This window comes from Sporosarcina sp. SAFN-015 (assembly GCF_051966875.1).
In the GTDB taxonomy this organism is placed as follows: domain Bacteria; phylum Bacillota; class Bacilli; order Bacillales_A; family Planococcaceae; genus Sporosarcina.
Window position 1 is genome coordinate 52,775 of sequence record NZ_JBQCKP010000001.1, and the last position, 25,081, is coordinate 77,855.

Genomic DNA, 25,081 nt, shown 5'->3' on the forward strand with positions numbered 1-25,081 from the left:
CCACGCCTTCCATCAATTGACGACGTAAAACGTACCTAAAGCTTTAGCGACGATATCCCCTTCGGAATCCTCAATTGTACATTCGGCGACAATTGTCGTTTTCCCCCATCTTACTATCGATGGGAGCGCTAGTAACTGTGATCCTGACCCTTTTTTAATAAAATTCATTTTCATTTCCAATGTGAATACTTTTTGATTTTCTGAAAGTCTTCTCAATATCATAAAACCGATTGCCACATCGGCTAATGTGTATAGGGAGCCTCCTTGGGCTACGCCATACGTATTGACATTATGCGGTCCCAAGCTCATTTCGACTTGATCCTCTTCCAATTGCTTGAGACCTGTCAACCTTCCGTATAAATGCATAGAGGCTTTATTTCCTTCTTGCGGCTCGGACAAATCCATATATGCGGATAGTAAGTAGTCCACTTCCTCTAATTGCTTGATTGACAATCCATCCAGTTTACTTGCGATTGTTTCTAGCAGCTCTTTGTCGTTATGATCAGGAGTTATCATGGAAAACTCTCTTTCTATATATATTGGACATTCGTATTCAGCTCGGCCATCAGATCAGCGATATTATCCATTGATTCAATCGCTAGCACGCGGTCCGCAAAAAGGTGACGGCTCTCTTCTGGCAAACTTGTTGCAAGCTTGACGAATTTATTACGTAAATCCTCTGTCGAAACCGGATTTTCCGGGTCGCCTTTAGGGAAATCAGTCTGTTTACGAAACGCTTCCCCGCTCTTCAGAACGACGGTTACTTTAGCTCCCCATTCTTTCGGATAGTTAGCATTTATATTTGGATCCAATGCTACATTCACCTTGTCCATTACTCCGCGGATGGTCGCATCCCAAAGATTTCCCCCGCCAAAGTCATCCAATCCTGCGCTTTTCTTGACCAATGCCAAAGCAGTGCAATATTGAACGCTGAACTTGGATGCATATTCAGTTCTTGGATCATTGTTATCCGTTATTTCCAAGGTTGCTTTGTATGCTCCGATGTCGATATGATCGATATCTTCTAGTTCAAAATTGTTCTCGTTTGCAATTTCTATTGCCAGATCGATGACTGCATGCGTATGTCGGCATGAGGCGTGCACTTTGAATGAGTTCTCCAAAATTTTATATTCATTTCCAAGATTCCTAGTGATTTTGCTCCCATCATGAACATCGCTCATAGCGTTGAAAAAGCCTCTGTCGCCCTCTAGAATCTTCTTGGCGCCGGTAAACCCTTTTTGTGCCAATAAACTTGCCAATAAGCCATTCATTGCGGCTTTCCCGGTATGAAGCTGCTTCGTCATAGCTCCATCTTCAATGAATTCCCATAGTCCAGCCGCCTGGGATCCTGCATTTCCAAGGGAATTGATGAATGCTTCTTCATTTAAATGAAGTAATTTCGCTGCAGCAACCGCCGAGCCAAACGTTCCGCATGTCGCTGTATTATGCCAATAATGATAATGCGAAGGCGAAACGGCTTCACCGATTCTAAAGCAAATTTCGTAACCTAGAACGACAGCCAAAATAAGATCTTTGCCACTCAGCTTTTTCCATTCCGCCACAGCTAACGCTGCCGGTATGACGACTGTTGCAGCATGGATGATGGAGGACTTGTGAATATCATCCAATTCAACGATATGACTGGAAGCACCGTTCACGAGGGCAGCGTTCAAGACAGATGATTTGCCGCCTGTTAAGAGAGTAGCTTGAGGGTTGCCTCCAAATTCCCCGACTGCTTCGCTGATCATTTGGATTGGAGCTTTTGATATACCTGCAAGCGCGGAACCGAAGTAGTCCAATATACAGAGCTTTGTAAATGAAATTACGTCTTCCGGCAAATCTTCATATGTTAGTTCTGCATAATACTTTGCCAACTCTTCACTCAAATTCATTTGCCCTCCCTCATTCCGTTAAAATGATCTTGGCATTCCTAAAACATGCTGTCCTACAAAACTGACAACCAAGTTATTAGAAATTGGTGCTATCATGAATAAGCGCGCTTCCCTGAATTTCCTCTCAATATGGTACTCTGTTGCAAAACCGTATCCGCCATAAGCATCCATTGCGGCATTGGCGGCCTTCCAAGCGGCTTCGGATGCCAAGTATTTAGACATATTCGCTTCTGCGCCGCCTTTCTCATTTGCATCGAACATGGCCGCGGCTTTATCCCTCATCAATTTCGCAGCTTCAATATCCATATATGCTTTCGCGATCGGGAACTGCACCCCTTGGTTTTGGCCGATAGGACGATCGAAGACAACACGTTCGTTGGAATATTGAACGGCTTTATCCACGAAATAATATCCATCGCCAATACTTTCTGATGCGATCAAAATGCGCTCAGCATTCATGCCGCTTAATACGTATCGGAAACCTTTTCCTTCTTCGCCAATTAAATTCTCAACCGGGATTTCTACGTTTTCCAAGAACACTTCAGTCGTCGCATGGTTGATCATCGTATCGATTTCACGGATTGTAATATTATCTTTTTGATCGTTCATATCCAAGATGAATAGGCTCAGTCCATCTGTCTTTTTCTCTACATCCTCTTTTGGCGTTGTTCTTGCGAGCAGCAACATCAAGTCCGAATACATCGTCCGGGAAATCCAGATCTTTTGACCATTTACAATATATTTGTCACCTTTACGGACTGCTGTCGTACTGATGCTCGTCGTATCACTGCCCGCCGTAGGCTCCGTAATTCCGAATGCCTGCAAACGTAATTCACCAGTCGCAATCTTAGGCAGGAACCGGTTCTTTTGCTCTTCGCTACCATGATTCAGCAGCGCACCCATCGTATACATTTGCGCATGGCCCGCTCCAGCATTTCCGCCTGATCGGTTAATCTCCTCCAAAATCACGCTCGCTTCCAGCATGCCGAGCCCGGCTCCGCCATATTCTTCGGGAATCAACACGGAGAGCCATCCTTCATCCGTTAACGCTTTAATGAATTCCTCTGGGTATTCTTTATTTTTATCTAGTTTCGCCCAGTAATCCTCCGGGAACTTGCTGCATAACGCACGTATGCTTTTTCGGATTAATTCAATTTCGTCTGCAGAACTTTTCGTAGTGACCATGTGACACACTCTCCTATTCCTATTTGTTAAATTCCTCGCCAGTTTGGTTTTCGTTTTTCATTGAAGGCCAATACGCCCTCTTTTCGATCTTCTGAGTTAGCGCATTTGTAATATTGGTCCAACTCGATTGACAGGGCCGTATGTAAATCGGTTTGAAGGCCCCTGTCAATTGACTTTTTAATCGACTGAAGGGACAAAGGAGCATTTTTAGCTATTTCACGAGCCGACTCGATTGTCCTCTCGAATAATTCATCACCGGAATACACATCGTTCACAAGACCGGTTTCGGCTGCTCTTTTTGCTGTAATGTGATTTCCTTTGAATAAAAATTCTTTTGCTAACGCGACAGGGATGGCTCTAGGAAGAAGCTGAGTCCCCCCGACCCCCGGGATGATTCCCAATGTCACTTCCGGCAAGCCCATTTTTGCATGTTCGGCCATATAGCGGAGGTCGCAACTTAAGGCCATCTCCATGCCACCCCCAAGGGCATATCCATTAATAGCCGCAATAACCGGGAACGGAAAATTTCGCAAGGCATGATACGCATCTTCAAAAATATCATGTTGTTTTTTCCACTGCTCATTATCCATTGTTTTTCGTTCTCTCAAATCCGCCCCTGCACAAAAGCTTTTTTCTCCGGCGCCGGTTAGAACTAGTACTCTCAAATCCTTTTTATCTTTCAAGATTGATAAGCATTCAATAAGCTCAACCGCCATCAATGTATTTAAGGAATTCATAGCTTCGGGACGATTAAGCTGCAGGACGTATACATTGCCTTCTGCATACGATTCATCCAGTTTGAGTGTTTCCCATTTGCTCGTTGTCAACTGCATAGTCACCCTCCTGATTATTGGTCTCGTCTATTGTGAAATGGGTACAGCGTATTTCCGATCATACGGTCCCGCTTTAAGGAGATAGCTGTTATTCGGATGTCCGATAATTGTCTCCAGCAAAGCTGATGCTTCTAGCAGTCCATCCAGTCGGATATCCGTCCGGATTCCCATACATTGCAACATATGAACAACATCCTCTGTACAAACGTTTCCTGTCGCCCCCGGAGCAAAAGGACATCCCCCTAAGCCGCCCAAAGCAGCATCGAAGCTTGTCACCCCAGCTTGTAACCCTGCGAGTATGTTTGCTAACCCCATTCCTCTCGTATTATGGAAATGTAAATTGAGATTTTGCTCCGGAAATGCTGCCTTCACTTCTGTTAATAATTCATAGACTTGCTTCGGATTCGCCATACCTGTCGTATCAGCCAAAGAGAGCTGATGAATTGTAAAATCTAGCAATTGATTAATAATAGCTAGAATACGCTCTTCAGGGATCTCTCCCTCGAATGGACAGCCGAATGTAGTAGCAATTGTTGTATTGAGAACTATATGATTTTGATTACAAAAGTCATTTATTTCTTTCAGTTCCGCGATCGATTGTTCTGTAGTTTTATGGACGTTCTGCATATTGTGCGTGTCACTTGCCGAAAAAACGAAGTTGATCTGTTCCACTCCGAATTCCTTCGCTCTTTCTGCTCCCTTCAAATTTGGGACAAGGGCTACTAAGTTTACAGCCTCACCTGCAATCTCTTCGAACAATTCACCACTCGTAGCCATTTGCGGCACCAACTTCGGGTGAACGAATGAGCCGAACTCGAATGACTTCACTCCTGCGTCCTTTAAGGATGAGAAGAGGAGCTTCTTTTCTTCAACCGTCAATATTTTTTTCTCGAGCTGTAAACCATCACGTAAAACCATTTCATTGATCCGTACTTCTTTAGGGAAGTCCATTGTTATCCCCCTCGTATGCGTTCTTATTTGGATTCTTCTTCCTCAAACACTGCATTTGCTACACGAAAACTATCTATTGCAGCAGGTACGCCACAATAGATTGCTGTTTGCAATAGAACTTCTTGGATTTCATCCTTAGTTACGCCATTATTCAGCGCGCCTCTGACGTGCAGCTTCAGCTCATGTGGACGGTTCAATGCTGTAATCATGGCAAGGTTCAACATACTTCTTGTTTTTTTCGGCAGCCCTGGCCTTGACCAAACCTCTCCCCAGCAATATTCGGTAACTAATTGCTGCATCGGCATGTTGAATTCATTCGCATTTTCAATGGATTGATCAACATACTCTGCTCCTAGGACGCTTCGTCTAATTTCCAACCCTTTTTCGAATTTTTCACTGTTCATATTTTGGCAACCCTTTCAACTTTTTTAGTTTGGATGACTCCTTTAGACAAAAGCTCATCAATTGTCTCCTGCGAAATACCACTATCTTGCAGTATCGAAATTGTATCTTCTCCTAATAGAGGCGGTGCTTTTCTAATCCTGACAGGCGAAGCCGATAACCTGATCGGCAAACGAGCAAGCTTCATTTCATCGATTAACGGATGAGCAACTTCTTCCAACATCTGTGTGCTCTCCATCTGTGGATGATCAATCATCGATGAAATGTTTCGGATAATAGAACTAGGAACGCCGGCTTGATCAATTCGTTCTAACCAATAGGAAGCATCTTGGCTGCTAAGTACCTGTTCAATCTCACGAGATAATTGATTTCGATTTTTAACTCTATCTAAGTTCCTCTTAAACTTCGGATCTTCTATCCATTCTTCTTTATCCAACGCTTTACATAGCTTTCCGAACAGCGAGTCATTTGATATTCCGATCATGAGTTCACCGTTTTTCGTCTTGAATGCCCCATACGGAGCGAAGGAGCTATGTCCCGTTCCCATTTTCACTTGTTCTTCTCCGGTCGCCATGTAAGAGAGTAAATGATAACCCGTCCAAAAGACACCCGTTTCAAACAATGAAGTCTCCACTTTTTGACCTTCGCCTGTGCGCTCCCTATGTAATAACGCAGAGAGTACCCCGATTGCGCCCCACATGGCGCTTCCTTGGTCCAAAATAGAAACTGCCGCCCTAGCTGATTCCCCTCCGGGAGGTCCATTGATGCTCATAATCCCCGTCTCTGCTTGAACGATTGCATCGTATCCGGGTTTTTTGCTATCCGGTCCTTCTTGTCCATAGGCCGTCAGCGAACAATAAATCAAGCTAGGATTAAGCGCTTTCAACGTTTCGTAGCCAAAACCGATTTCTTCTGCCTTTCCGAGCCGGAAGTTCTCGACGAAGACATCTCCTTCTTGCACGAACTTATATAGCAGCTCTTTCCCTTCCTCACTCTTCAAATCAATGACAATTGAACGCTTATTTCGATTGATTTGCAGATGATAGACTCCTTCGCCTTCCCATAACGGCCCCATGCCCCGGGAATCATCCCCGATGAATGGACGTTCTATTTTAATGATGTCAGCGCCTAAATCACCTAAAATCATCGTCAAACTTGGCCCCGAAATATTTGTTGTAATATCAATGACTGTTACGCCTTTTAGCGGACCCTCCATGCCAAGCTCCTCCTTTTCACATAACGAGTGTTGGATTTTGTATCCAAAATAAATAAAAATAAAGTCATCTTCCTGTTAACTCTTTAACGGATTCCACTCTTTCCAAATTCAATATGTTATGAATCAACCGATCCGATTCTGTCTCGTTTGATAAAACATCACTTGCTAAACCTTTGAATTTATGAATGATATCTTCAAGCGTCATCGGATTTCCAAGACTGCCTTTTGCATGCTTCACCTCATATACGATGCTAGTTCCATCATGCAAAACTGCCTTCGCCAGCACTTCTTCTTCCTTCATCATCTCATCGACAACGACGCGGATTTTCGACTGTAATTCCACAATGGCAGGGTCTTTTACATTTTCATCGGTATACTGTTTTTCACTGGCATCCCCTGTTAAGAAAGAAACTGCCCCCGTGAAATAGATGCTGAACTTCCCTTCGAGCCCTGTTTTAGGATTTTGCTTTCCGGTCAATTCAAGTACATACGGATTCACTTTCAGCTCAATATATTCAAGGTCTTTTTCATCCACTTCCTGTTTCAAGTGGATGCACGCATCAATTGACGGGTGAAGGACAATACCGCATGCATATGGTTTGAAGCTGTTTTTTGCCAACTCCCATTCAAAGCCCCAGTTAGAGTTGACCTTTGACAAATCATGTTCAGGAGCAAGCACATTGGCAAAACCTCTTTTCGCTTCTAATATCTGCTCTGAACTCGTGAATCCTCTTTTTGCGAGCAATGCGGCCAACAACCCATTTTGCGCGGCTTTTCCAGGATGAAACGGTTTCGTCATCGTTCCAAACACTTCCCTTAGACCCGATGATTGGGTTCCCGCAATTCCTAGCGACCAAGACATCCTCTCTTCATCCAATTCAAGCAATAAACCGGCGGCTATCGCTGCACCAAATACACCTGTTGTGCTCGTAATATGCCACCCCAGCTGATAATGACTTGGATAAACAGCATTAGCAATTCGGAGTTCAGCTTCACAACCTACAATAAATGCATGAAGTATTTCTTCCCCGCTCAAATTCAAATGTTCCCCCAATGCCAATACAACCGGAGCAATTGGACCACTAGGATGATGGATCGTGTCTAAATGGGTATCATCGTAATCAAAAATGTGGGAAGCGGTTCCGTTAATCAATACACCCATCAGCAAGTCAACTTTTTCATCCCTTCCGTACAACGACACCTGTTCGGCGGATTGCAATTCCTTCGACAAGTCAACTAACATATCGATAGAACGGTCATTGGCAGCCCCTATTGTTACCCCAAGCCAATTCAATAGACTTAATTTCCCGTGTGTCTTTACCTCATCCGGAATTTGATCAAATGAAGTCGTTAAACAATTAGAAACCAGCTCTTTCGTAACCAATTCTTCATCCCCCATAATAGAAGTGATTGAAAAGTTGCCCATACTATGTTCAACTTTTCAATCGTTTTAAGTCTTGTCGTTATTTCTTAGAAATCTCTAAAGCCGCATCGATTACATCAGCGCCGATTACATCGCGATATTCGTCATAAACCGGTGCTAGAGCATTACGGAATTCCTCCACTTGTTCAGGAGTGAGTTCGATAATTTCAATAGAGCCGCTTTCCTTTAACTTTTCATACGCCTGGTCATTTAGAGATTTCGCTTCTGCTCGCGCAACCTTAGTTCCTTCCGCAATTCCGGCTTCAACAATTTCTTTAGTTGCATCATTTAAGCCGTCCCAGAACTTTGTATTCGTGAAGATTGCATAATCTACGCGCGTATGGTTCATGACTGTCATATACTTTTGAACTTCGTGGAACTTCTTCGATTCAATGTTGCTGAATGTGTTTTCTTGGCCATCAACGACACCTTGATCTAACGCTGTGTACAACTCTCCGAATGGAATGGATTCAGATCCTGCCCCCAAAGTCTTATAGATCGTCTCCAATAATTGCCCACCTTGTGTACGGAATTTCAATCCTTTCAAATCAGCAGGCTCCTTAATCGGTCTTTCATCATTAGTCAGATGCTTCCCGCCGTTCGGCCACATGGAAATACCTAACACTCCATCGTCAGTCAAACTGCTTAGAATTTCTTGACCTTTTTCCCCATCCCAGAATTCAATCGCCTGTTCATCATTGGCAAACAGGAATGGCAAGGACGGCATGTTGAATTGTGGATTATTCCCAACGAATTTAGATAGGTCAGGTGCGATAAATTGGATATTATTCGCTACCAAGTTTTGATATTCGTCCTGATCTCCGAATAATGAGCTGTTCGGATAGATCTCCACCTTAATCTTTCCATCTGATTCCTTCTCAATATATTCCTTCATAGCGAGAGCACCTTGATGTTTCGGTGTGTTCTCAGCTACTACGTGCGAAAACTTCAAAGTCATTTCCGTGATTCCATCATCGCTTCCCGCATCCCCACTTGCGCTATCATCCTTGCTACATGCAGATAAAACCAATACCAACATCAAAAGAAATACGAACAAAGAATACTTTTTCCCCATGTAAATCCTCCTCCCATAATGTTTGAACGGTAATGCCGAATGTCCCTGTAGAATCCCCCCTCCTGTCAATTCCACGGTTTTTGGATACAACTCACAATCAATCTAGCATACCGAAAAAAGAATGTAAAGAACTATCCAAAAAATTAAACTATGTAAAATATTTAGTATTGATATTCTATTAGCAGTGTACTATTATGTAGTTTAACAATCTGTATCCAAAATACATTTCCTCTTGGGGGTGGCACAACAGTAGCTTTTCTGCACAACAACAAACATGTAGGGGGTAAGTAAAACATGAAAACTTTAGCTAAAATTGAAAACGCTTTCACGTGGATATTCTTCTCCGTCGGTATTGGGGTTAGTTTATATTCCGTTTTTATGCGCTATGTAATGAGCAATTCCCAAAGCTGGGCGACTGAGATTTATACGATGCTATTGGTTTGGGCAATCTTTATCGGCTTTTCAACTGCCTTGAGGGATGACAAGCATATCGCAATTGATATTGTATATGACAAAGCAGGGCCACTGTACAAAAAGATTGCCAATGTCGTTACCCTACTCGTCGGACTCACCTTCAGCGTCTTCATCATTTGGACCGGCATGGAAATGGTACTAGCCGCTTACTCGCAAAAAATAAAAACGATCGATGTAGGTTTCCCGATTTGGATCAACTATTTAATCATGCCAATCTCAGGCACACTACTATTTATTCGTTTTATCGAAAAGGCACATCGATTTTTCATTAGAAAAGAAGATTCTACAAGCGAGGTGGATCATCATTGGCAGCAATAGTCGTAATCCTATTACTTTTCGCGTTAGCCTTTTTAAGGGTGCCTGTGGCGATCAGTTTGGCAGTTTCAAGTATCGTAGGTCTTTTCATGGTCGATTTTTCAGTAAGCACTGTTATTCAGAAAATGTTTACTGGAGTTAACAGTACAACACTAATGGCCATACCAGGTTTCGTATTCGCCGGCTTGATCATGGCGCAAGGCGGAATTTCAAAATACTTGATAGAGTGTATCCAGTCATGGATTGGACATACAAAAGGCGGATTATCAGTTGTTACCGTTGTTACATGTATGGTTTTTGCGGCAATTTCTGGTTCCAGCCCTGCAACAGCAGCAGCGATTGGAAGTATTATGATACCGATGATGGTAAAGGCAGGTTATGAAAAGCGATATTCGATGGGGTTAGTTGCAGCTGCTGGTACGTTAGGCATCCTCATTCCGCCATCCATTCCTTTGATTTTATATGGATCCGTCTCTGAACAGTCGACAGGAAAGTTGTTCTCGGCTGGAATTTTACCGGGAGCATTGCTCGGAGTGGCACTCATTGTTTATGCTGTGTTTGTTGCTTATCGAAAAGGCTACGGCGGTTTGGAAAAAGTTCCGCTTAGAAAGCGCTGGATGCCAACTTTAAAAGCCTCTTGGGGCTAATTATGCCAGTTCTCATACTTGGTGCTATCTATACCGGCGTCATCACTCCTACCGAGGCATCCTTTTTAGCTTGTCTATATGCACTGATTGTGTCAATTTTCATTTATCGGGAGTTGACATGGTCCAAAATGCAGGCAATTCTTATGGAGTCCGTAAACACGACTGCGATGATTTTCTTGATTATCGCATCCGCCCTTGTACTAGGAATGTTCCTCACAACAGAACAGATCCCGCAGGAATTTGCTGCATGGGTGAGCAATAGCGGCTTCAATAAATGGACATTTCTCATTGTAGTCAGTTTGCTTTTCTTTGTACTCGGCATGTTCCTAGAGCCAACTGCAATAATACTTATCACTTTACCTATATTCCTGCCGATCATAGCCGCACTCGACATTAACGTCATCCACTTTGCGATCATTATGGTAGTGAACATGGAATTAGGGATGATTACCCCGCCAGTGGGACTGAACTTATTCGTTGTCAGCGGAATAACCGGAGAAAAAGTAGAGAAAGTCATCAAAGGCGTTGTACCGTTTTACGCAATTTTTGTCATCGTATTAATTATCATCGTCATATTCCCGCAGATTTCACTGGCTCTTATCAAATAACTGGAAAGAGATGATTGTAAAAGTGATAACATCTTATCTGTTTGTTCCAGGCAATCGTCCAGATCGTATAGAAAAGGCAATTCTAGCTGGAAAAGCAAATGCCATCATTATCGATTTGGAAGATGCCATCGCTTTCAATGAGAAGGGGAAAGTACGGGAACTGGTGAATGAGTTTTTATCAGAAACTACACTTCCTTCTGAACCGAAATTATATGTCCGGGTCAATGACTCCTCTACTCCCTTTTATATAGAAGATGTAGAGATGGTTTCAAAATTCGCTGGCGTTGGCATCATGCTGCCTAAAACCGAATCGCCCGCAGATGTCCATCAATTAGTGGATAGGATTGTACCAGATCAATCTATCATTCCACTAATCGAAACGGCTAAAGGTGTTTTAAACGCATATGACATCGCTTCCTGCAGTAATCAAATCTTGAGATTAGCATTTGGCGCCGTGGATTATTGTTTGGATTTGAACACATCCATCTCTGCCCATGGCCATGAGCTCATTTACCCGAGATCAGCTCTCGTAGTCGCTTCACGGGCTGCAGGCTTGTCTTCACCAATTGATACAGTGTTCATTGATCTATCAGATGAAGAAGGTCTTATCGCAGAGATTCGACGGGCAAAAAACCTTGGCATGTTTGCGAAATTATGCATCCATCCAAAACAACTTGAACCTGTCAATCAATTATTCGCCCCATCCGATTCAGATATTGCGTGGGCAAATAAAGTTGTCGCATCATTCGAAGACGCATTATCTAACGGCCTTTCAGCAATCCAGCTAGACAACAAAATGATCGACCTGCCAGTCTATAAACAAGCCCTCTCCACTTTAAGCGGTGTTAAATGAGGTGCCTGTGCAAGACACATTTATGACTGTTCAACTACTAGCATGATAATGCATAAAAAAATCAGCCGTTCTCTGCAACGGCTGATTTTTTGTTTTCGGAATATGCAATTGTAGTGTATTGACGGAATAGTGCGCTGCACAGGCACCCATTCTAATTGTGTTGGTGCCTGTGCAGCAAACATTTATGACTATTGAACATAGTGAATAAAAATCTGAATTTAATTTAACACATAGTTGTTATTATGCATTTTCTTACTTTTGGATATGCAATTGTAGTGTATTATCGGAATAGTGTGCTGCACAGGCACCTATTTTCGCACCTATTTTCAATTCCCTTCCACGGCTTCCCAAATCCTTGCCTCCAACTCGCCCCAATGCATTTCTTTTTCTTCAGCCGTCCAGCCCATTATGGCCGCCATATATTCGACGACTTCGTGTTTCCATTTATTCACCCAGTCGATATTAAAGAAAACGGCGCCTGTTCTGCGCATGAAAAAGTCGACGGGAGTCATCGCCATTTCATAGTCAATTGCATATTGCAAGACGAGTTTAATAGATAGAGGCAATGGTGAGTCTGTTAGTACATTGTCCGCTAAGCTCCCAATGATTCGTGTATTTGTCCCGTACATAGCCGCAATGCTTGTGGCGTCTTCTAACGAAATCCCGAGTCTCGCGAGCTTATTGGACTCTTCCTCTATGAATTTTTTATAGTCCCGCGGATCACGGAAGTCCCCCCCGGACAATCGAAGGTCCTTTGTAACGGAGTTTTTGCAGCTAATTCCTTCCGTTCGTAGTTGTTCACATAACAGATCCGTAACTGTTTCGGCCATTTTTCGATAGCCCGTCAACTTGCCGCCTGCTATGGTAATAAGACCTGTTTCCGAAGTCCAGATTTCGTCTTTCCTTGAAATCTCGGATGGGCCTTTTCCTTCCTGACGGATCAGCGGTCTGACGCCAGCCCATGTTGACTCCACATCTTTTCTACCCAACTGAACTTTCGGAAACATGAAGCGGATGCAGTCGAGTAAATAGTTGATATCCTCTTCAGTAGCCTGCGGTCGTTGAAGATTGCCTTTATATTCGGTATCCGTTGTTCCAATATATGTTTTCCCATTCCGCGGAATAGCAAATACCATTCTGCCATCCGGCGTATCGAAATAGACCGCTTGCCGGAGCGGGAATTTGTTTCCGTCTATGACGATATGAACACCTTTGGAATGAAACAGGCTCTTCCCTTCAATTTTGCGGTCCATGCCAATGACGCTTTCCACCCAAGGGCCGGTCGCATTGACGATCCGGCTTCCCTTCAGTCGATACCTCGATCCTGAAATCAGGTCTTTAAAATAAAGACCATTCACTTTGCCGTTCGCATCATATGTGAAAGACTCTGCTTTTGCGTAATTAATCAATGCAGCTCCATGTTCGGCAGCTTTCTTCGCTACTTCAATTGTAAGCCGTGCATCATCGGTACGATATTCGACATAATAGCCGCTGCCAAGCAAACCTGACTCGTTCAACAACGGCTCACGCTGTACCGTTTGTTTGCGGTCTAGCATTTTTCGGCGCTCCTTCTTTTTAACGCCCGCTAAGAAATCATATACTTTCAAGCCGAGCGAAGTGGAATATTTGCCGAATGTCCCTTTCTTATATATAGGAAGCAACATCCATTCAGGATGAGTCACATGAGGCGCATTCCGATAGACAACTTCCCTTTCTTTGCCGACTTCCGCCACCATGCCAACTTCAAATTGCTTTAAATAGCGTAACCCGCCATGCACCAATTTCGTGGATCGACTTGAAGTGCCTGCAGCAAAATCCTGCATTTCCACAAGGACGGTTTTCAACCCTCTCGTGACACAATCGAGCGCAATCCCAACACCTGTAATGCCCCCTCCGACTATGACAACATCATAGTGCTGATCGTCCAATGTTTGTAAAGTGGCTTTCCGATTTGTAAAAGAAAAAGTCTCCATTCGTAACACTCCTTCATAGAAAAATGGCCATTACAATAGCCCTGCATAATTGCAGGGGTTGCAATGGCCTTCTCTTTAATCTCTGACCTTTTTAATTCTATTTTTCCACACATTCCTTATGGTAGTATAGATTTATCCCACGTAATAGAAAGGATGAAACAATATGAGGCTAGTCGATATGGTCGAATCTCAAATGATCGCCTCTGTAAAAAGTGAAGCGGACTTGCAACCCGCACTCACGTCCAATTCGAATATCGTTTTTCTTTTGACTGGTAATCTGATGACAATTGCTGATTATATACAACAACTTCGTGCTGCGGACAAGCATGTATTTCTCCATCTCGACTTTATTGACGGACTTTCCAATTCCAAAAATGCGCTCAACTACGTAGCTGAATACTGGAATCCGACAGGAATCATCACAACAAAAAGCCATATTGTGAAAATGGCCCATGAAGTTGGTTTAAAAACGATTCAGCGGATTTTCCTGCTGGATTGGGGTGCGATTAATAAAGGGATTGAAATGGTGAAATCGTGCAAGCCAGATGCAGTGGAAATCCTACCAGGCATTATGCCTAAAATTATCGACCAACTATCACGAGAGCTTGACTTCCCGATCATTGCCGGAGGGCTTATCACCGATATTTCAGAAGTCCATGCTGCACTTGAAGCGGGCGCATTAGCAGTCTCTTCAGGAAATCCAGCCATGTGGAATTTCGATTTATAAAGAAGCGATATCTTTTACACTATCCAAGACAAACGCAGGACGATCCGTTGCTGTTTCCAATATGGCTGTTGTCGTAATGCCAGTCATCACTAAAACAGAATGGATGCCTGCTTCGTTTGCCATCCGGATATCTGTTTCCAACCTGTCACCGACCATATAACATTGGTCGGCTTTCAATTTCAACACATTTTCCAATACATATTTCGACATCAAGGAGGAAGGTTTGCCCGTAATCTGTTTCACGGGTTGACCTGTTGCCCCCTCTAAAGCGCCAATCATCGCGCCGCAGTCTGGAATTTCCCCGCCTTGCACAGGACAAGTACGGTCTGGATTCGTCGCAATGATTTCTGCCCCGTTCCGCCACGCTTGAAAAGCATTATTCAATTTTTCATAAGTGAACTGGCGATCCCATCCTAAGACGACATGCGTTGCACACGCCGCTTCAGACGCCAACTCAATGCCAGCCTCCTGCAATTCATCGAATAACGGCTGTTCTCCGATGACATATGCCGCATCCCCGGGAGCCATCTCGTTTTTCAAATAATGAGCTGTAATATAATTGGAATTGATCACTTCATCCAATTCCACTTCTATTCCTAAGCCATTTAGTTTTGTTACATAATCCGTTCGACGGGCAATTGATTTATTCGTCAAGAAGACGACTTTGTCACCCCGATTTTTCAACTCCTGAATAGCTTCAGGCACACCCGGGATAATATCATCATCTAAGTATATGGTTCCATCCAAGTCAAAAATATAGCCTTTTGCCAACCTGCTCCCCCCGCTGTCAACTGATGATTTCAACGTTTTGTACATAATCAATCTCTTTAATCATGAAGTAAATCCGGGGTAATGAATGCTTTACATTCACCCTCGTCTTAATCTCCAAAAGATGCTGTTCTTCGTCTTGTAAATCTTTAATTCTCGACTGTGAAATGGAAAACCGCTGTTTCGTAAGTTCGTCCATCACCGTCTTGATGCCTTCGGACTGATTCACTGTAATCCGGAGAGTCAGATCTCTTCTTTTCAAACGCTTCGGACCGAAGCGACTTACAAAAAGCGGAATCAGTTCAACACTTATGAGAAGGAGAAGAACACCGAAAATCGCTTCTATATAAAAACCTGCACCAACTGCAATGCCGATTCCTGCCGCTCCCCAAATCATCGCCGCTGTCGTCAGACCGGATATTCGTTCATTTCCCCGTCGCAGGATGACGCCCGCTCCAAGAAACCCGATGCCAGAAACAATTTGTGCCGCGAGCCGAAGCGGATCCATCTGTATCCGGACGTCATCGCTGCCCGGGAAAGAATAGGCGGATTCAACAGAAACGATTGTCAGCAAACAGCTGATGATGGAGATGACGAGACTCGTTTTCAGCCCAAGAGGCTTGCGCTTCAACTCTCTCTCCAATCCGATGACGAGACCAAGAACCGCCGAAATACTAAGCTTTGTTATCATTTCAACATCAGCCAGTTGCAACCATTCCATCTGCATCAGCTCACCCCCTGATCCGCTTCTCACGGCTTATTGTCAATATGAAAATTGTGCTGACGGATGTCGGATGATATCTTCCAAACTATACGTATATGGATTGATTTCAAACACAATCGGTCCGTCATAGTGATGCTTCTGTAACACGTTCAAAAGTGATTCTGTATTGATTCCTGTTTTTCCGTCTCCAGGCAATTGATGCAAATCTCCCTTTGCATCATTGTCAGAGTAGTGGACGGAAGCGAGGAGCTTGCCCAACCGGGAAATCGTTTCCTCAAGAGGTGCACCGAGAACCGCCAAATGACCTGTATCTAAACAAGCTGCTGTGCCGGTCTCCTCCAAGATTTCCAACCATTCGTCAACCGTGGAAGGGAAAATATGCGTATAATTCAACTTGTCCGGGATTTGATTTTCAAATAACAGTGTGCTGCCGAGCTCTTCAGCCATTTTGCGCGTACGAGTGAGCCGATCGATGACAAGCTTCTTCGCCTCTGCATGACCTTCAGAAGCCCAAGCCATGCCGCCGTGAATGACAGCATGTCCCCCGCCATAAGTCTTAAGTTTTTTAAACCATTGCTCATTGACTTTGAAGATCAAGTCCTCAACTTCCTGAAATGGGGAAGCTAGATTCAAATCATGGAAAGGAAGGTGCAAACCGATTTTGAGTCCCGCTTCCTTCGCGAGTTCCATATCTTTTTCGGCAGTCAGATGCTCCGCCCATATTTCGACTCCGTCAAAGCCGGCGTTTCGTATTGCCGCCATATCTTCAGCTGTTTTCTCTTGGCCTGCAGACCAAAGACTAAACCACTTTTCCATCCAGAACTCCTCCTCGTATTACTGATGTTTAACCGTTTCAAACTCAGCATTAATTTCTTCCAACTTGATGCCTTTTGTTTCAGGTGCAAGCGTGTAAGTGATCAGTAGCCCAACGAGTGCTACACCGGCAAATACACCTAATGCAGCAGAATTCCCCCATACAGCGACAACGTTCGGGAAGACTAATACACCTAAGATAGAACCGATCCGGCTAACAGAAGTCGCAAATCCGGATGCTCCTGCCCGCAGGCTTGTCGGGAACAATTCTGTCGGATAAACGAAATTCAAAATTCCTCCACCCATGTTTGCAAAAAGGACCGCAATACTGAAAAGAACGACCAAGAACACGAGTGTCGGATGTGGATTGAATGTGAGAACTAGCAGACCCGCTGTCAATCCTGCGAATGACGTGATAAGCAATGGACGACGGCCCCAACGCTCAACGAGGTTCATACCAATGATAGCCCCGAAGAGCCCTAAGATGCTGACAATCGAGGAAGCTACATACGTCTTATGTAGATCTCCCTGTGTAAACGCCGAAAGAATAGTCGGTGTATACATGGAAATGCCATAGTAAGAAGTCGAGTAACAGAACCAGAATCCTGAAACGAAGATGGTTCGTTTAATCAACTTCTTCGAGAACAGCGTGCTAAGCGGAACTTTTTTCGTTTTCGGTTCCGGGAGTAGGTCGACTTTACTTCCTGTAATATTGAAAATGACTTCTTGCGCTTCCTTTTCCCGCCCTTTTGAAACAAGCCAACGAGGTGATTCTGGTAGACCGATCCGGAAGATGAAAATGATAAGAGCAAGAATAGCCCCCAACAAGAACATATACCGCCAAGCATGATCACCTAACGGAGCAAAGACGATTCCACTCATATAAGCGACAACCGCACCGACAAACCACATAGCTGCAAGGAACGTTCCCTGCTTACCCCTATTTTTCGTTGAACTGAATTCAGAAACCAATGTAGCTGAAATCGGATAATCGGCACCAATCCCGATCCCGAGTAAAAATCGAAAGACAATGAGCCAAATAACATTCGGTGCAACCGCTGTCAAAACTGCAAATAAGACAAATGCAATTAAGTCAATCGTAATCATCGCTTTTCGTCCGAAGTTATCGGTTAGCCGCCCAAGCCATGCTGCACCAATAAAAGAACCGATAATAGCAGATGCCGTAAGGAGACTCTGTTCCCAAGGCATTATACTCCACTGTTTTAAAATCAAAGGCATTGCCACAGCGATAATCGTCAAGTCAAATCCGTCTAAAAATGTTCCCCCCGCCGAAACAATCTTCACTTTCCGTTGAAATTTTTCAAGTTTCTGCGGATCTGCTGGCGAGTCCAAATAATCGAAAGCCATACATCTTCCCCTTTTCATTTAAAAATTTTGAAATACGAATCTTTACGATATTCCCTTCTAAACGGCCGTCTTTTCAAACTTCCCTCCTTCATTAACACAAAAAAACCGGCAAAGCCTAATAAATGCAGTTACCTGTAACAGGCTGCATAAATGGCTTCGCCGGGTTCTCATCGTCTCTACCCGGTAATTTACTATTCAATTCCCTCTAGTAACGGGATTGACATAAGCATAGCAATTTCGACATTTCTCGTCAATAGTTTTGTTGTTTTCAGATAATGATAGATGAGTGGTTGTAAAGTCAAGATTTAGTGATAACACCTTAGATTCAATAGATACTCCAATCTACTAACCCCTTCTAGCCATCAGTTCTTCATCATATAGATGGCAAGCGACAAAATGTCCTGGCTTCCTTTCGACAAATTCAGGAGCAAGTTTAGAGCATACGTCCATTGCTTTCGGGCATCTTGTGTGGAACCGACAGCCGCTTGGAATATCTATAGGGCTAGGAACATCGCCTTTTAACAGAATTTGAATTCTAGAGCGCTCTAAATTAGGATCAGGTAGTGGAATTGCTGAAAGCAGTGCCTCCGAATAAGGGTGCATTGGATTTTCATACAGATTTTCACTTTCCGTCAACTCCACAATCTTTCCCAAATACATGACTGCAATTCGATCGCTTATGTATTTCACCATCGACAGGTCATGTGCGATAAATAAATAAGTCAACCCTTTTTCTTCTTGTAATGTTTTCAACAAGTTAACGATTTGAGCCTGGATGGATACATCGAGAGCTGCAATCGGCTCATCCGCCACTATGAACTGCGGATCTACGGCAAGTGCACGGGCAATGCCTATTCGCTGTCTTTGTCCCCCACTGAATTCATGGGGATAGCGCCCCGAATGATTTTTATTCAATCCAACAAGTTCCAACAATTCATTTACTTGTTGTTCGCGGTCTTTCTCGGATATATTTGGTGCATGAATAAGCAAACCTTCCGAAATGATTTCCATAACAGTCAAACGTGGATTAAGAGACGAGTATGGGTCTTGAAAAATCATCTGCATATCACGCTTTTTCTTTTTACTCTCTTCCTTACTATACTTTGCATGGACATCTTTACGATCAAATAGGATTTCACCGCTTGTTGGCTGATAAATTTGAGTGATTGTTCTTCCAACTGTCGACTTGCCACAACCTGATTCGCCAACAAGGCCGAGAGTTTCTCCTTTTTTAATCGTAAAGCTAATTCCATCCACTGCCTTCAACGTATCTTTTCTATTTATTTTAAAATGTTTTTTTAAATCATTAATGACTAGCAAATCTTCATTTTTCTTCATCGCTCTGCACTCCCAACTGTTTCAGGTGCATGATTTCGTGACGCGCGAGAATCTTGCATCCAACATAATACAGAGTGGCTCTCACTTAACTCTGTTTTCCGTGGATGATAATCATGGCACACTGCCATCGTATACGGGCATCTTGCCGCGAAAGGACATCCAGTCCCCAAGGTTGCTAAGTCCGGAGGAGAACCCGGAATAGGTATAAGCGGTTCTGATCTTTTAACATTTAAATTCGGCATTGAACCCAGAAGTCCTAACGTATATGGGTGTTGCGTTTCGTAAAATATTTCATCCAACGTCCCATACTCTACCACTTCTCCAGCATACATAACTGCCACTTTATCAGCCATATTCGCAACGACACCAAGATCATGCGTAATAAGCACAATTGCCGTATCCATTTTTTCTTGCAAGTTTTTCATGAGCTGCAAAATTTGCGCTTGGATAGTAACGTCTAGGGCTGTTGTCGGCTCGTCGGCAATTAATACCTTAGGAATACATGCTAATGCCATCGCAATCACTACACGCTGCCGCATCCCACCCGAAAACTGATGCGGATAAGCATCAATTCTTTTTTTCGCATTTGGTATTCCTACAAGCTCCAACATTTCCAACGCTCTTTGCCTTGCCTCACTTTTTGTCAAATTTTGATGTTTCTTAAGTCCCTCCATAATTTGCTTGCCAATTTTCATCGTTGGATTCAATGATGTCATCGGGTCTTGAAATACCATGGAAATCTCTGAACCTCTCACTTTCTGCATATCTTGTAATGACAAGTCCAATAAATCCCGGCCCTCAAACTTAATTTCGCCTTGCGGAATTACAGCGCTATGTTTAGGCAATAACCGCATGATCGATTTTGCCGTAACAGACTTTCCAGAACCAGATTCACCAACAATTGCGAGGGTCTCTCCCTTTTTCAATGAAAAACTGACGCCTCTCACCGCAGTAATTGCTCCGTTTCGGGTCTTGAATGAAACGTGCAGATTGTCTACGTCTAGTATATCTTCTTTCAATTTTTGACCCTCCCTATTTTCTCATTTTCGGATCCAGAGCATCACGGAGACCATCTGCTAGTAAGTTAAAAGAAATCATGATCAAACTGATAACAACTGCAGGAAAAATAAGTTTATATGAAAAGTAACGCATAGATTTATAGCCATCTTCAATTAACACTCCAAGAGAAGCAAGCGGAGCCTGTAAGCCTAGACCGATGAAACTTAGAAATGCTTCAAAAAATATAGCCGTCGGAATCGTGAACATGACCGTAACAATGACAGGACCCATTACGTTTGGCAATAGATGTTTACCTATTAGTCGTGCATTCGATGCCCCTAGTGTTCTAGAGGCTAGGATGAATTCCTGACCTTTCAGTTGTAGGATTTGCCCACGCACAACACGTGCCATCCCTACCCAGCCGGTAACGATAAGCGCCAAGATGATGGAAGTAATTCCGGGGTCCAAAATGAGAATGAACAAGATAATCACAATCAAATTTGGTATACCAACTAGAACTTCAATTATCCGTTGCATTATATTATCGAGCCGCCCTCCGTAAAAAGCGGATATGCCTCCATAGAGAACACCGATTGCCAAATCTAGCGCAGCAGCCACAACTGCAATGAATAATGAAATCTGCGTTCCTTTCCAAACCCTTGTCCACAAATCCCTTCCAAACTCATCTGTTCCAAACCAATAATTTTCTTCTATATTTCTTGTTGCATATAAGTCGTTGCCTTTTACATCCTTACCATTAAAACCAAGCCATTCGAGACCAGATACTTTTGGCGGTAGGTTAGAGTGCGCTAAGTTTTGACTACGATAACTATGTTCATTTATTGCCGGACCTACCAAAGCCAAGAGCGTTAATAGTACAAGGACAATGAGAGAAAAAACCGCCCCCTTGTTTTTGAATAGGCGCTCCCTTGCTTCTTTCCAAAAAGATATGGACGGGGTCAATATTTCTTCACTGACGTCCCGGTCCAGTGGAGCAGCAACAAATAGATCATCAGGAGGCTCGGCAAATGGCGGCTTCGAATCAATACGATTTTTTTTCTCTTTTACATTGATTGTTTTCATACCTGTTCTGCCCCCTTATAGTCAATTCGGGGATCCAAGAACCCGTAAAGAATGTCAACGATGAAGACGACTAATATGAATAGAGCACTATAGAAAAGCGTAATCCCCATAATGACACTGTAATCGAGAACTAGGATCGATAAAGTGAATTGTTCCCCGAGCCCAGGAACGGAAAATATTTTTTCGATTACAAGCGTACCTGTCATAATGGACACTGCCAATGGACCAAGCATTGTGACTACCGGAATGAGCGCATTCCGAGTGACGTGCTTTACAATGACTGCCGACTCGCCCAATCCCTTTGCTCTAGCGGTCGTGACGTAATCCTGTCCAAGCACCTCCAGCATTTCACTTCGAATAAACCTAGCCACCGTCGCGATAACTGTTACCGACAAAGCAAACGAAGGCAGAATTGTACTTGAATACCCTTCCCATAGAGCAACGGGGAGCCACTCCAGTTTTACCCCTACATAATATTGCAAAAGTGCTGCAAATACGAAGGACGGAATCGACATACCAAGAACCGCAATTGTCACAGACGTATAATCATAGACAGAGTTATGTCTCAAGGCAGAAAACACGCCTAGCAAAAGACCAATAATGGAGCCAAAAATAAGCGCTTGCAGGCCAATGAATGCAGATGGGCCGATTCGATCGCCAATCATACTGAAGACAGTCCGTCCTTCGTATTGAAACGAATAACCTAAGTCACCCTGTAATAGGTTTCCGAGGTATTTCAGGTATTGAATTGCTACCGGTTGATCCAAACCGTATTTCGCATTGAGAATTACCAACTGTTTCTCTGTTAACTTTTCGGGATTCGTAAATGGCGTTCCCGGTATAAGCTGCATAAGAAAAAAGGTGGCGGTCACAATGACGAAAAGCGTAACAATCATGAATCCCAGTCTCTTAAGCATGTAACCTTTCACATTGCCCCCCCTATCTCAAAATACTTTGATCTGTTCATAAAATTAAAAAAGAGGGGTGCGCCAGTTGGACACCCCCGCTTTTCTGACGCTTCTGTTACTATCACTCCTCGATATAAGCCCATTTGTAATCAAATTCAGCGCCTGATGGGTGTTTTACTAAATTTTTGATAGTACCCCGCTTAAGAATTGCAGTTCCCTCTTGGTAAAGCGGTGCGATTGCAGCATCTTCAACCAATAAGATTTTTTCAATTTCCAGCAACATCTCAAAACGTTTGCTTAAATCCGTTTCGACATAGGCTTGCGCAACCAAGTTGTTAAGTTTTGGATTGTCGTAACCCATACGGTTGGCCGATCCGCCTTTCACCCACATATCCAAGTAAGTCATTGGGTCACTATAGTCTGGTCCCCAAGATGATAAAGAAATGTCATATGTGATAGCTTTTTCAATTTCAAGGCGTTGCGCAAATGGTACCGCTTTAATTTCAAGCTTAAATCCTGGAAGATTATCTTCAAGCTGTGCTTGCAAATATTCTGCAACTTTCTTATGTGATTCAGAATCAGCAATGTTAATAGATACAGTGACTTCTTTTTCTCCAATTTCGGCTAAAGTTTTTTCCCACAATGCCTTGGCTTCTTCTGGCGTGCCTTTATTAATATCGCCGTTAAGCTCACGGTAGTCCTTTTGATCTGGAGAGAAATAATACCCCCCTGCTACAACTCCATATAAAGGTGCAGATCCATCTTGCAAAATGATATCCGTCAGCCCATCACGATCAATGGCCATATTAATGGCTCTACGGATTTCTGGATTTCCAAGGACTGGGTGGCTATGATTAAATCGTAAAAAAATGATATCGGATTCCTTTTCAATTTGAAAATCCTTGTCGTCTTCGTATTGTTGAACGAGAGCAGATGTCAGTATGGTACGATCAAGTTTTCCAGTTTCATATAGATTGGCTCCTGTGGAAGGCTCTTTTACAACAATGACTTCAACCTTGTCGAGTTTTACATTGTCAGCATCCCAATAATTTTCATTCTTTTCCAGTGTCCATCCTTGCTCATGCGTCCAGCTAACAAGCTTGAATGGTCCATTTGCTAACACATTTTCTGCTTCAAGTGCATATTGATCTCCGAGCTCCTCAACAAATTTTTGATTTTGCGGAAGGAATGTAGGGAAAGAAAGCAGCGTTACAAACAATGGATTCGGACTTTCGAGTGTCACTTCAAGTGTAAGATCACCTGTCGCTTTGATACCAAGCTCATCCGCATCCATTTCCTCATTCATAATGGCTTCTGCGTTTTTAATGCCAGCCGTAGCAATCATATAGTTATAGGGCGCTGCTTCTCTCATGACACGTTTCCAAGCGTACTCAAAATCGGCAGCGGTTACCTGATCCCCATTGCTCCATTTCGTATCTCTTAATGTGAATGTATGAACAGTTTCATCTTCACTTACATCATGTTTTTCAGCTAACGCCAAAATACTTTCATTGTTTTCATCTTGGCGATAAAGACCCTCGTTGGTATTGTTCAAAACGTTAAAAGCAACGCCATCATGCGCTTTTGTTGAATCCATTGTTGGAATTTCCGCTGAAGCACTTAATCTTAGCACTTGATCTGCTTTTGCCGTCTCGCCTTCTTTAGCAGTACCTTCTTTTCCTTCGTTACTCCCTTTATCCTTATCTGATGAATTGAAGTTACAACCAGATAAAACAAGAGCAAAAATTGTTAGGAAAATAAATGCCAGCCATTTTTTATTCTTCATCTTTGTTCCCCCCTTGTAATATTTATGAAATATTTATACAATTATAAGCGCTAACATTCTAATTAGCAATAAGAATTTAAATTATCAATAAATTATTTAGAGGCTGATTTCCCTATAGAACTTAAAGGAGTATACTACCAATGAAAAAGTTGTTTTTCGCCTCCTTACTTACCGTACCTTTCCTGTTAAGTATCTGTACACTACTATTCTCACCAATGAATCTTGTCCACTTATTGGATATCATCTTTTTTATCGGGCTCTTTTTTTTACTCATTGGAAGCGTGATAGTAGTCATTCAAGCTGGATTTTTCAATGCCTTCATCTCTTCTTCTAAACATTTCTTTTCAACTGTCAATAAAAGAGAGCAATCCATACGAAGCTTCGAAGGCAAAAATAGTGAAAAACTGGGTTATAAAAAAGAGTATCCAAGTATTAAACATATTCTATTGCTTGGCGCTGTTTATTTTTCATTTAGTCTCGTTGCCTCCATTATTGTTGTCACTCTAGGGTATTGAGTAAGTCTTACAGTTTCAGGAACTCCCCTGTAAAAGAAATGTTTCAATTAGCATTAGCAAATTATCGAGACATGAAAAGGGATGCCATCATAAAACGATAGCATCCCTTCCCATATCAGTTATCCCTTCAAACTCACTCACGTTCCCAGTCAGTAAATAAATCCGTCTTCCGCTTCGGTCGCATCGGGGTAAACCATTTTATAAT

Annotated in this window: 23 protein-coding genes and 1 pseudogene; 5 read left to right on the forward strand and 19 right to left on the reverse strand. The window is 43.0% G+C overall.

All coding sequences use genetic code 11. The features are described from left to right. Positions 1 to 12 precede the first annotated feature (12 nt). The 9 genes from ACTHPA_RS00240 to ACTHPA_RS00280 all read right to left on the reverse strand — a co-directional run bounded on the left by ACTHPA_RS00240 (position 13) and on the right by ACTHPA_RS00280 (position 8,977). Positions 13 to 516: a PaaI family thioesterase gene (locus ACTHPA_RS00240; protein WP_440498049.1), complete on the reverse strand. Its 504-nt coding sequence runs from the start codon at positions 514 to 516 to the stop codon at positions 13 to 15. A gap of 14 nt (positions 517 to 530) precedes the next feature. Then, a complete protein-coding gene (locus ACTHPA_RS00245; protein WP_440498050.1) occupies positions 531 to 1,892 on the reverse strand; it encodes an MmgE/PrpD family protein in 1,362 nt (453 codons plus the stop codon). A gap of 18 nt (positions 1,893 to 1,910) precedes the next feature. Beyond that, positions 1,911 to 3,077 carry an acyl-CoA dehydrogenase family protein gene (locus ACTHPA_RS00250; protein WP_440498051.1) on the reverse strand — a complete coding sequence of 389 codons (1,167 nt, stop codon included), beginning with the start codon at positions 3,075 to 3,077 and terminating at the stop codon, positions 1,911 to 1,913. A gap of 26 nt (positions 3,078 to 3,103) precedes the next feature. Further along, positions 3,104 to 3,910 carry an enoyl-CoA hydratase/isomerase family protein gene (locus ACTHPA_RS00255; RefSeq protein WP_440498052.1) on the reverse strand — a complete coding sequence of 269 codons (807 nt, stop codon included), beginning with the start codon at positions 3,908 to 3,910 and terminating at the stop codon, positions 3,104 to 3,106. Positions 3,911 to 3,937: 27 nt separating this feature from the next. Continuing rightward, on the reverse strand, positions 3,938 to 4,861 hold the full coding sequence (locus tag ACTHPA_RS00260; protein WP_440498053.1) for a hydroxymethylglutaryl-CoA lyase: 924 nt from the start codon (positions 4,859 to 4,861) through the stop codon (positions 3,938 to 3,940). A gap of 23 nt (positions 4,862 to 4,884) precedes the next feature. After that, positions 4,885 to 5,265 (reverse strand): 4-carboxymuconolactone decarboxylase, encoded by a 381-nt coding sequence (gene pcaC, locus ACTHPA_RS00265; RefSeq protein WP_440498054.1) that lies wholly within the window; start codon positions 5,263 to 5,265, stop codon positions 4,885 to 4,887. After that, positions 5,262 to 6,479 carry a CaiB/BaiF CoA transferase family protein gene (locus tag ACTHPA_RS00270; protein ID WP_440498055.1) on the reverse strand — a complete coding sequence of 406 codons (1,218 nt, stop codon included), beginning with the start codon at positions 6,477 to 6,479 and terminating at the stop codon, positions 5,262 to 5,264. The genes pcaC and ACTHPA_RS00270 overlap by 4 nt, the downstream gene beginning before the upstream one ends. A gap of 64 nt (positions 6,480 to 6,543) precedes the next feature. Next, on the reverse strand, positions 6,544 to 7,905 hold the full coding sequence (locus ACTHPA_RS00275) for an MmgE/PrpD family protein (RefSeq protein WP_440498056.1): 1,362 nt from the start codon (positions 7,903 to 7,905) through the stop codon (positions 6,544 to 6,546). 37 nt (positions 7,906 to 7,942) lie between these two features. Further along, positions 7,943 to 8,977: a DctP family TRAP transporter solute-binding subunit gene (locus tag ACTHPA_RS00280; RefSeq protein ID WP_440498057.1), complete on the reverse strand. Its 1,035-nt coding sequence runs from the start codon at positions 8,975 to 8,977 to the stop codon at positions 7,943 to 7,945. A gap of 294 nt (positions 8,978 to 9,271) precedes the next feature. Between ACTHPA_RS00280 and ACTHPA_RS00285 the strand changes: the two genes are divergently transcribed. The 3 genes and pseudogenes from ACTHPA_RS00285 to ACTHPA_RS00295 all read left to right on the forward strand — a co-directional run bounded on the left by ACTHPA_RS00285 (position 9,272) and on the right by ACTHPA_RS00295 (position 11,874). Continuing rightward, positions 9,272 to 9,769, forward strand: coding sequence for a TRAP transporter small permease (locus ACTHPA_RS00285; RefSeq protein ID WP_440498058.1), 498 nt, complete (start codon positions 9,272 to 9,274; stop codon positions 9,767 to 9,769). Positions 9,770 to 9,813: 44 nt separating this feature from the next. Then, positions 9,814 to 11,021 (forward strand): annotated as a pseudogene (locus ACTHPA_RS00290) (TRAP transporter large permease). Between the two features lie 22 nt (positions 11,022 to 11,043). Next, complete coding sequence (locus ACTHPA_RS00295) at positions 11,044 to 11,874, forward strand: HpcH/HpaI aldolase/citrate lyase family protein (RefSeq protein ID WP_440498059.1); 831 nt, start codon at positions 11,044 to 11,046, stop codon at positions 11,872 to 11,874. Between the two features lie 326 nt (positions 11,875 to 12,200). Here the strand turns inward: ACTHPA_RS00295 and ACTHPA_RS00300 are convergent, their stop codons facing one another. Continuing rightward, the gene (locus ACTHPA_RS00300) at positions 12,201 to 13,847 is read right to left on the reverse strand and encodes a glycerol-3-phosphate dehydrogenase/oxidase (RefSeq protein WP_440498060.1); all 1,647 of its coding nucleotides are present in this window, start codon (positions 13,845 to 13,847) and stop codon (positions 12,201 to 12,203) included. A gap of 163 nt (positions 13,848 to 14,010) precedes the next feature. Between ACTHPA_RS00300 and ACTHPA_RS00305 the strand changes: the two genes are divergently transcribed. Then, entirely contained in the window at positions 14,011 to 14,574 is a 564-nt protein-coding gene (locus ACTHPA_RS00305) for a glycerol-3-phosphate responsive antiterminator (protein WP_440498061.1), read from the forward strand. On the opposite strand, the gene ACTHPA_RS00310 is transcribed toward ACTHPA_RS00305, so the two are convergent. The 9 genes from ACTHPA_RS00310 to ACTHPA_RS00350 all read right to left on the reverse strand — a co-directional run bounded on the left by ACTHPA_RS00310 (position 14,569) and on the right by ACTHPA_RS00350 (position 24,361). Further along, positions 14,569 to 15,345: an HAD-IIA family hydrolase gene (locus ACTHPA_RS00310; RefSeq protein WP_440498062.1), complete on the reverse strand. Its 777-nt coding sequence runs from the start codon at positions 15,343 to 15,345 to the stop codon at positions 14,569 to 14,571. The genes ACTHPA_RS00305 and ACTHPA_RS00310 overlap by 6 nt on opposite strands. Before the next feature lie 16 nt (positions 15,346 to 15,361). After that, positions 15,362 to 16,063, reverse strand: coding sequence for an MgtC/SapB family protein (locus ACTHPA_RS00315; RefSeq protein ID WP_440498574.1), 702 nt, complete (start codon positions 16,061 to 16,063; stop codon positions 15,362 to 15,364). 42 nt (positions 16,064 to 16,105) lie between these two features. Then, the gene (locus ACTHPA_RS00320) at positions 16,106 to 16,882 is read right to left on the reverse strand and encodes a sugar phosphate isomerase/epimerase family protein (protein ID WP_440498063.1); all 777 of its coding nucleotides are present in this window, start codon (positions 16,880 to 16,882) and stop codon (positions 16,106 to 16,108) included. A gap of 18 nt (positions 16,883 to 16,900) precedes the next feature. Next, positions 16,901 to 18,247, reverse strand: coding sequence for an MFS transporter (locus tag ACTHPA_RS00325; RefSeq protein ID WP_440498064.1), 1,347 nt, complete (start codon positions 18,245 to 18,247; stop codon positions 16,901 to 16,903). 345 nt (positions 18,248 to 18,592) lie between these two features. Further along, positions 18,593 to 19,585 (reverse strand): ABC transporter ATP-binding protein, encoded by a 993-nt coding sequence (locus tag ACTHPA_RS00330; RefSeq protein WP_440498065.1) that lies wholly within the window; start codon positions 19,583 to 19,585, stop codon positions 18,593 to 18,595. Then, entirely contained in the window at positions 19,582 to 20,604 is a 1,023-nt protein-coding gene (locus ACTHPA_RS00335) for an ABC transporter ATP-binding protein (RefSeq protein WP_440498066.1), read from the reverse strand. Before ACTHPA_RS00335 ends, ACTHPA_RS00330 begins: the two co-directional genes overlap by 4 nt. Positions 20,605 to 20,617: 13 nt before the next feature. Next, complete coding sequence (gene opp3C / locus ACTHPA_RS00340; RefSeq protein ID WP_440498067.1) at positions 20,618 to 21,667, reverse strand: oligopeptide ABC transporter permease; 1,050 nt, start codon at positions 21,665 to 21,667, stop codon at positions 20,618 to 20,620. Then, positions 21,664 to 22,596 (reverse strand): ABC transporter permease, encoded by a 933-nt coding sequence (locus ACTHPA_RS00345; protein ID WP_440498068.1) that lies wholly within the window; start codon positions 22,594 to 22,596, stop codon positions 21,664 to 21,666. The genes opp3C and ACTHPA_RS00345 overlap by 4 nt, the downstream gene beginning before the upstream one ends. A 100-nt stretch (positions 22,597 to 22,696) precedes the next feature. Then, positions 22,697 to 24,361: a peptide ABC transporter substrate-binding protein gene (locus ACTHPA_RS00350; protein WP_440498069.1), complete on the reverse strand. Its 1,665-nt coding sequence runs from the start codon at positions 24,359 to 24,361 to the stop codon at positions 22,697 to 22,699. Positions 24,362 to 24,501: 140 nt separating this feature from the next. On the opposite strand from ACTHPA_RS00350, the gene ACTHPA_RS00355 reads away from it, so the two are divergent. Then, on the forward strand, positions 24,502 to 24,876 hold the full coding sequence (locus ACTHPA_RS00355; RefSeq protein WP_440498070.1) for a DUF3899 domain-containing protein: 375 nt from the start codon (positions 24,502 to 24,504) through the stop codon (positions 24,874 to 24,876). The last annotated feature ends 205 nt before the right edge of the window (positions 24,877 to 25,081 follow it).

What these genes read in the sequence shown, in the direction of transcription:
- ACTHPA_RS00285 (WP_440498058.1), top strand. Translation starts at nt 9,272, where the DNA reads ATGAAAACTTTAGCTAAAATTGAAAACGCTTTCACGTGGATATTCTTC.
- pcaC (WP_440498054.1), bottom strand. Translation starts at nt 5,265, where the DNA reads ATGAACAGTGAAAAATTCGAAAAAGGGTTGGAAATTAGACGAAGCGTC.
- ACTHPA_RS00305 (WP_440498061.1), top strand. Translation starts at nt 14,011, where the DNA reads ATGAGGCTAGTCGATATGGTCGAATCTCAAATGATCGCCTCTGTAAAA.
- ACTHPA_RS00330 (WP_440498065.1), bottom strand. Translation starts at nt 19,585, where the DNA reads ATGAAGAAAAATGAAGATTTGCTAGTCATTAATGATTTAAAAAAACAT.
- ACTHPA_RS00260 (WP_440498053.1), bottom strand. Translation starts at nt 4,861, where the DNA reads ATGGACTTCCCTAAAGAAGTACGGATCAATGAAATGGTTTTACGTGAT.
- ACTHPA_RS00300 (WP_440498060.1), bottom strand. Translation starts at nt 13,847, where the DNA reads ATGGAGACTTTTTCTTTTACAAATCGGAAAGCCACTTTACAAACATTG.
- ACTHPA_RS00250 (WP_440498051.1), bottom strand. Translation starts at nt 3,077, where the DNA reads ATGGTCACTACGAAAAGTTCTGCAGACGAAATTGAATTAATCCGAAAA.
- opp3C (WP_440498067.1), bottom strand. Translation starts at nt 21,667, where the DNA reads ATGAAAACAATCAATGTAAAAGAGAAAAAAAATCGTATTGATTCGAAG.
- ACTHPA_RS00270 (WP_440498055.1), bottom strand. Translation starts at nt 6,479, where the DNA reads ATGGAGGGTCCGCTAAAAGGCGTAACAGTCATTGATATTACAACAAAT.
- ACTHPA_RS00280 (WP_440498057.1), bottom strand. Translation starts at nt 8,977, where the DNA reads ATGGGGAAAAAGTATTCTTTGTTCGTATTTCTTTTGATGTTGGTATTG.
- ACTHPA_RS00355 (WP_440498070.1), top strand. Translation starts at nt 24,502, where the DNA reads ATGAAAAAGTTGTTTTTCGCCTCCTTACTTACCGTACCTTTCCTGTTA.
- ACTHPA_RS00255 (WP_440498052.1), bottom strand. Translation starts at nt 3,910, where the DNA reads ATGCAGTTGACAACGAGCAAATGGGAAACACTCAAACTGGATGAATCG.
- ACTHPA_RS00320 (WP_440498063.1), bottom strand. Translation starts at nt 16,882, where the DNA reads ATGGAAAAGTGGTTTAGTCTTTGGTCTGCAGGCCAAGAGAAAACAGCT.
- ACTHPA_RS00325 (WP_440498064.1), bottom strand. Translation starts at nt 18,247, where the DNA reads ATGGCTTTCGATTATTTGGACTCGCCAGCAGATCCGCAGAAACTTGAA.
- ACTHPA_RS00275 (WP_440498056.1), bottom strand. Translation starts at nt 7,905, where the DNA reads ATGGGCAACTTTTCAATCACTTCTATTATGGGGGATGAAGAATTGGTT.
- ACTHPA_RS00245 (WP_440498050.1), bottom strand. Translation starts at nt 1,892, where the DNA reads ATGAATTTGAGTGAAGAGTTGGCAAAGTATTATGCAGAACTAACATAT.
- ACTHPA_RS00240 (WP_440498049.1), bottom strand. Translation starts at nt 516, where the DNA reads ATGATAACTCCTGATCATAACGACAAAGAGCTGCTAGAAACAATCGCA.
- ACTHPA_RS00315 (WP_440498574.1), bottom strand. Translation starts at nt 16,063, where the DNA reads ATGGAATGGTTGCAACTGGCTGATGTTGAAATGATAACAAAGCTTAGT.
- ACTHPA_RS00350 (WP_440498069.1), bottom strand. Translation starts at nt 24,361, where the DNA reads ATGAAGAATAAAAAATGGCTGGCATTTATTTTCCTAACAATTTTTGCT.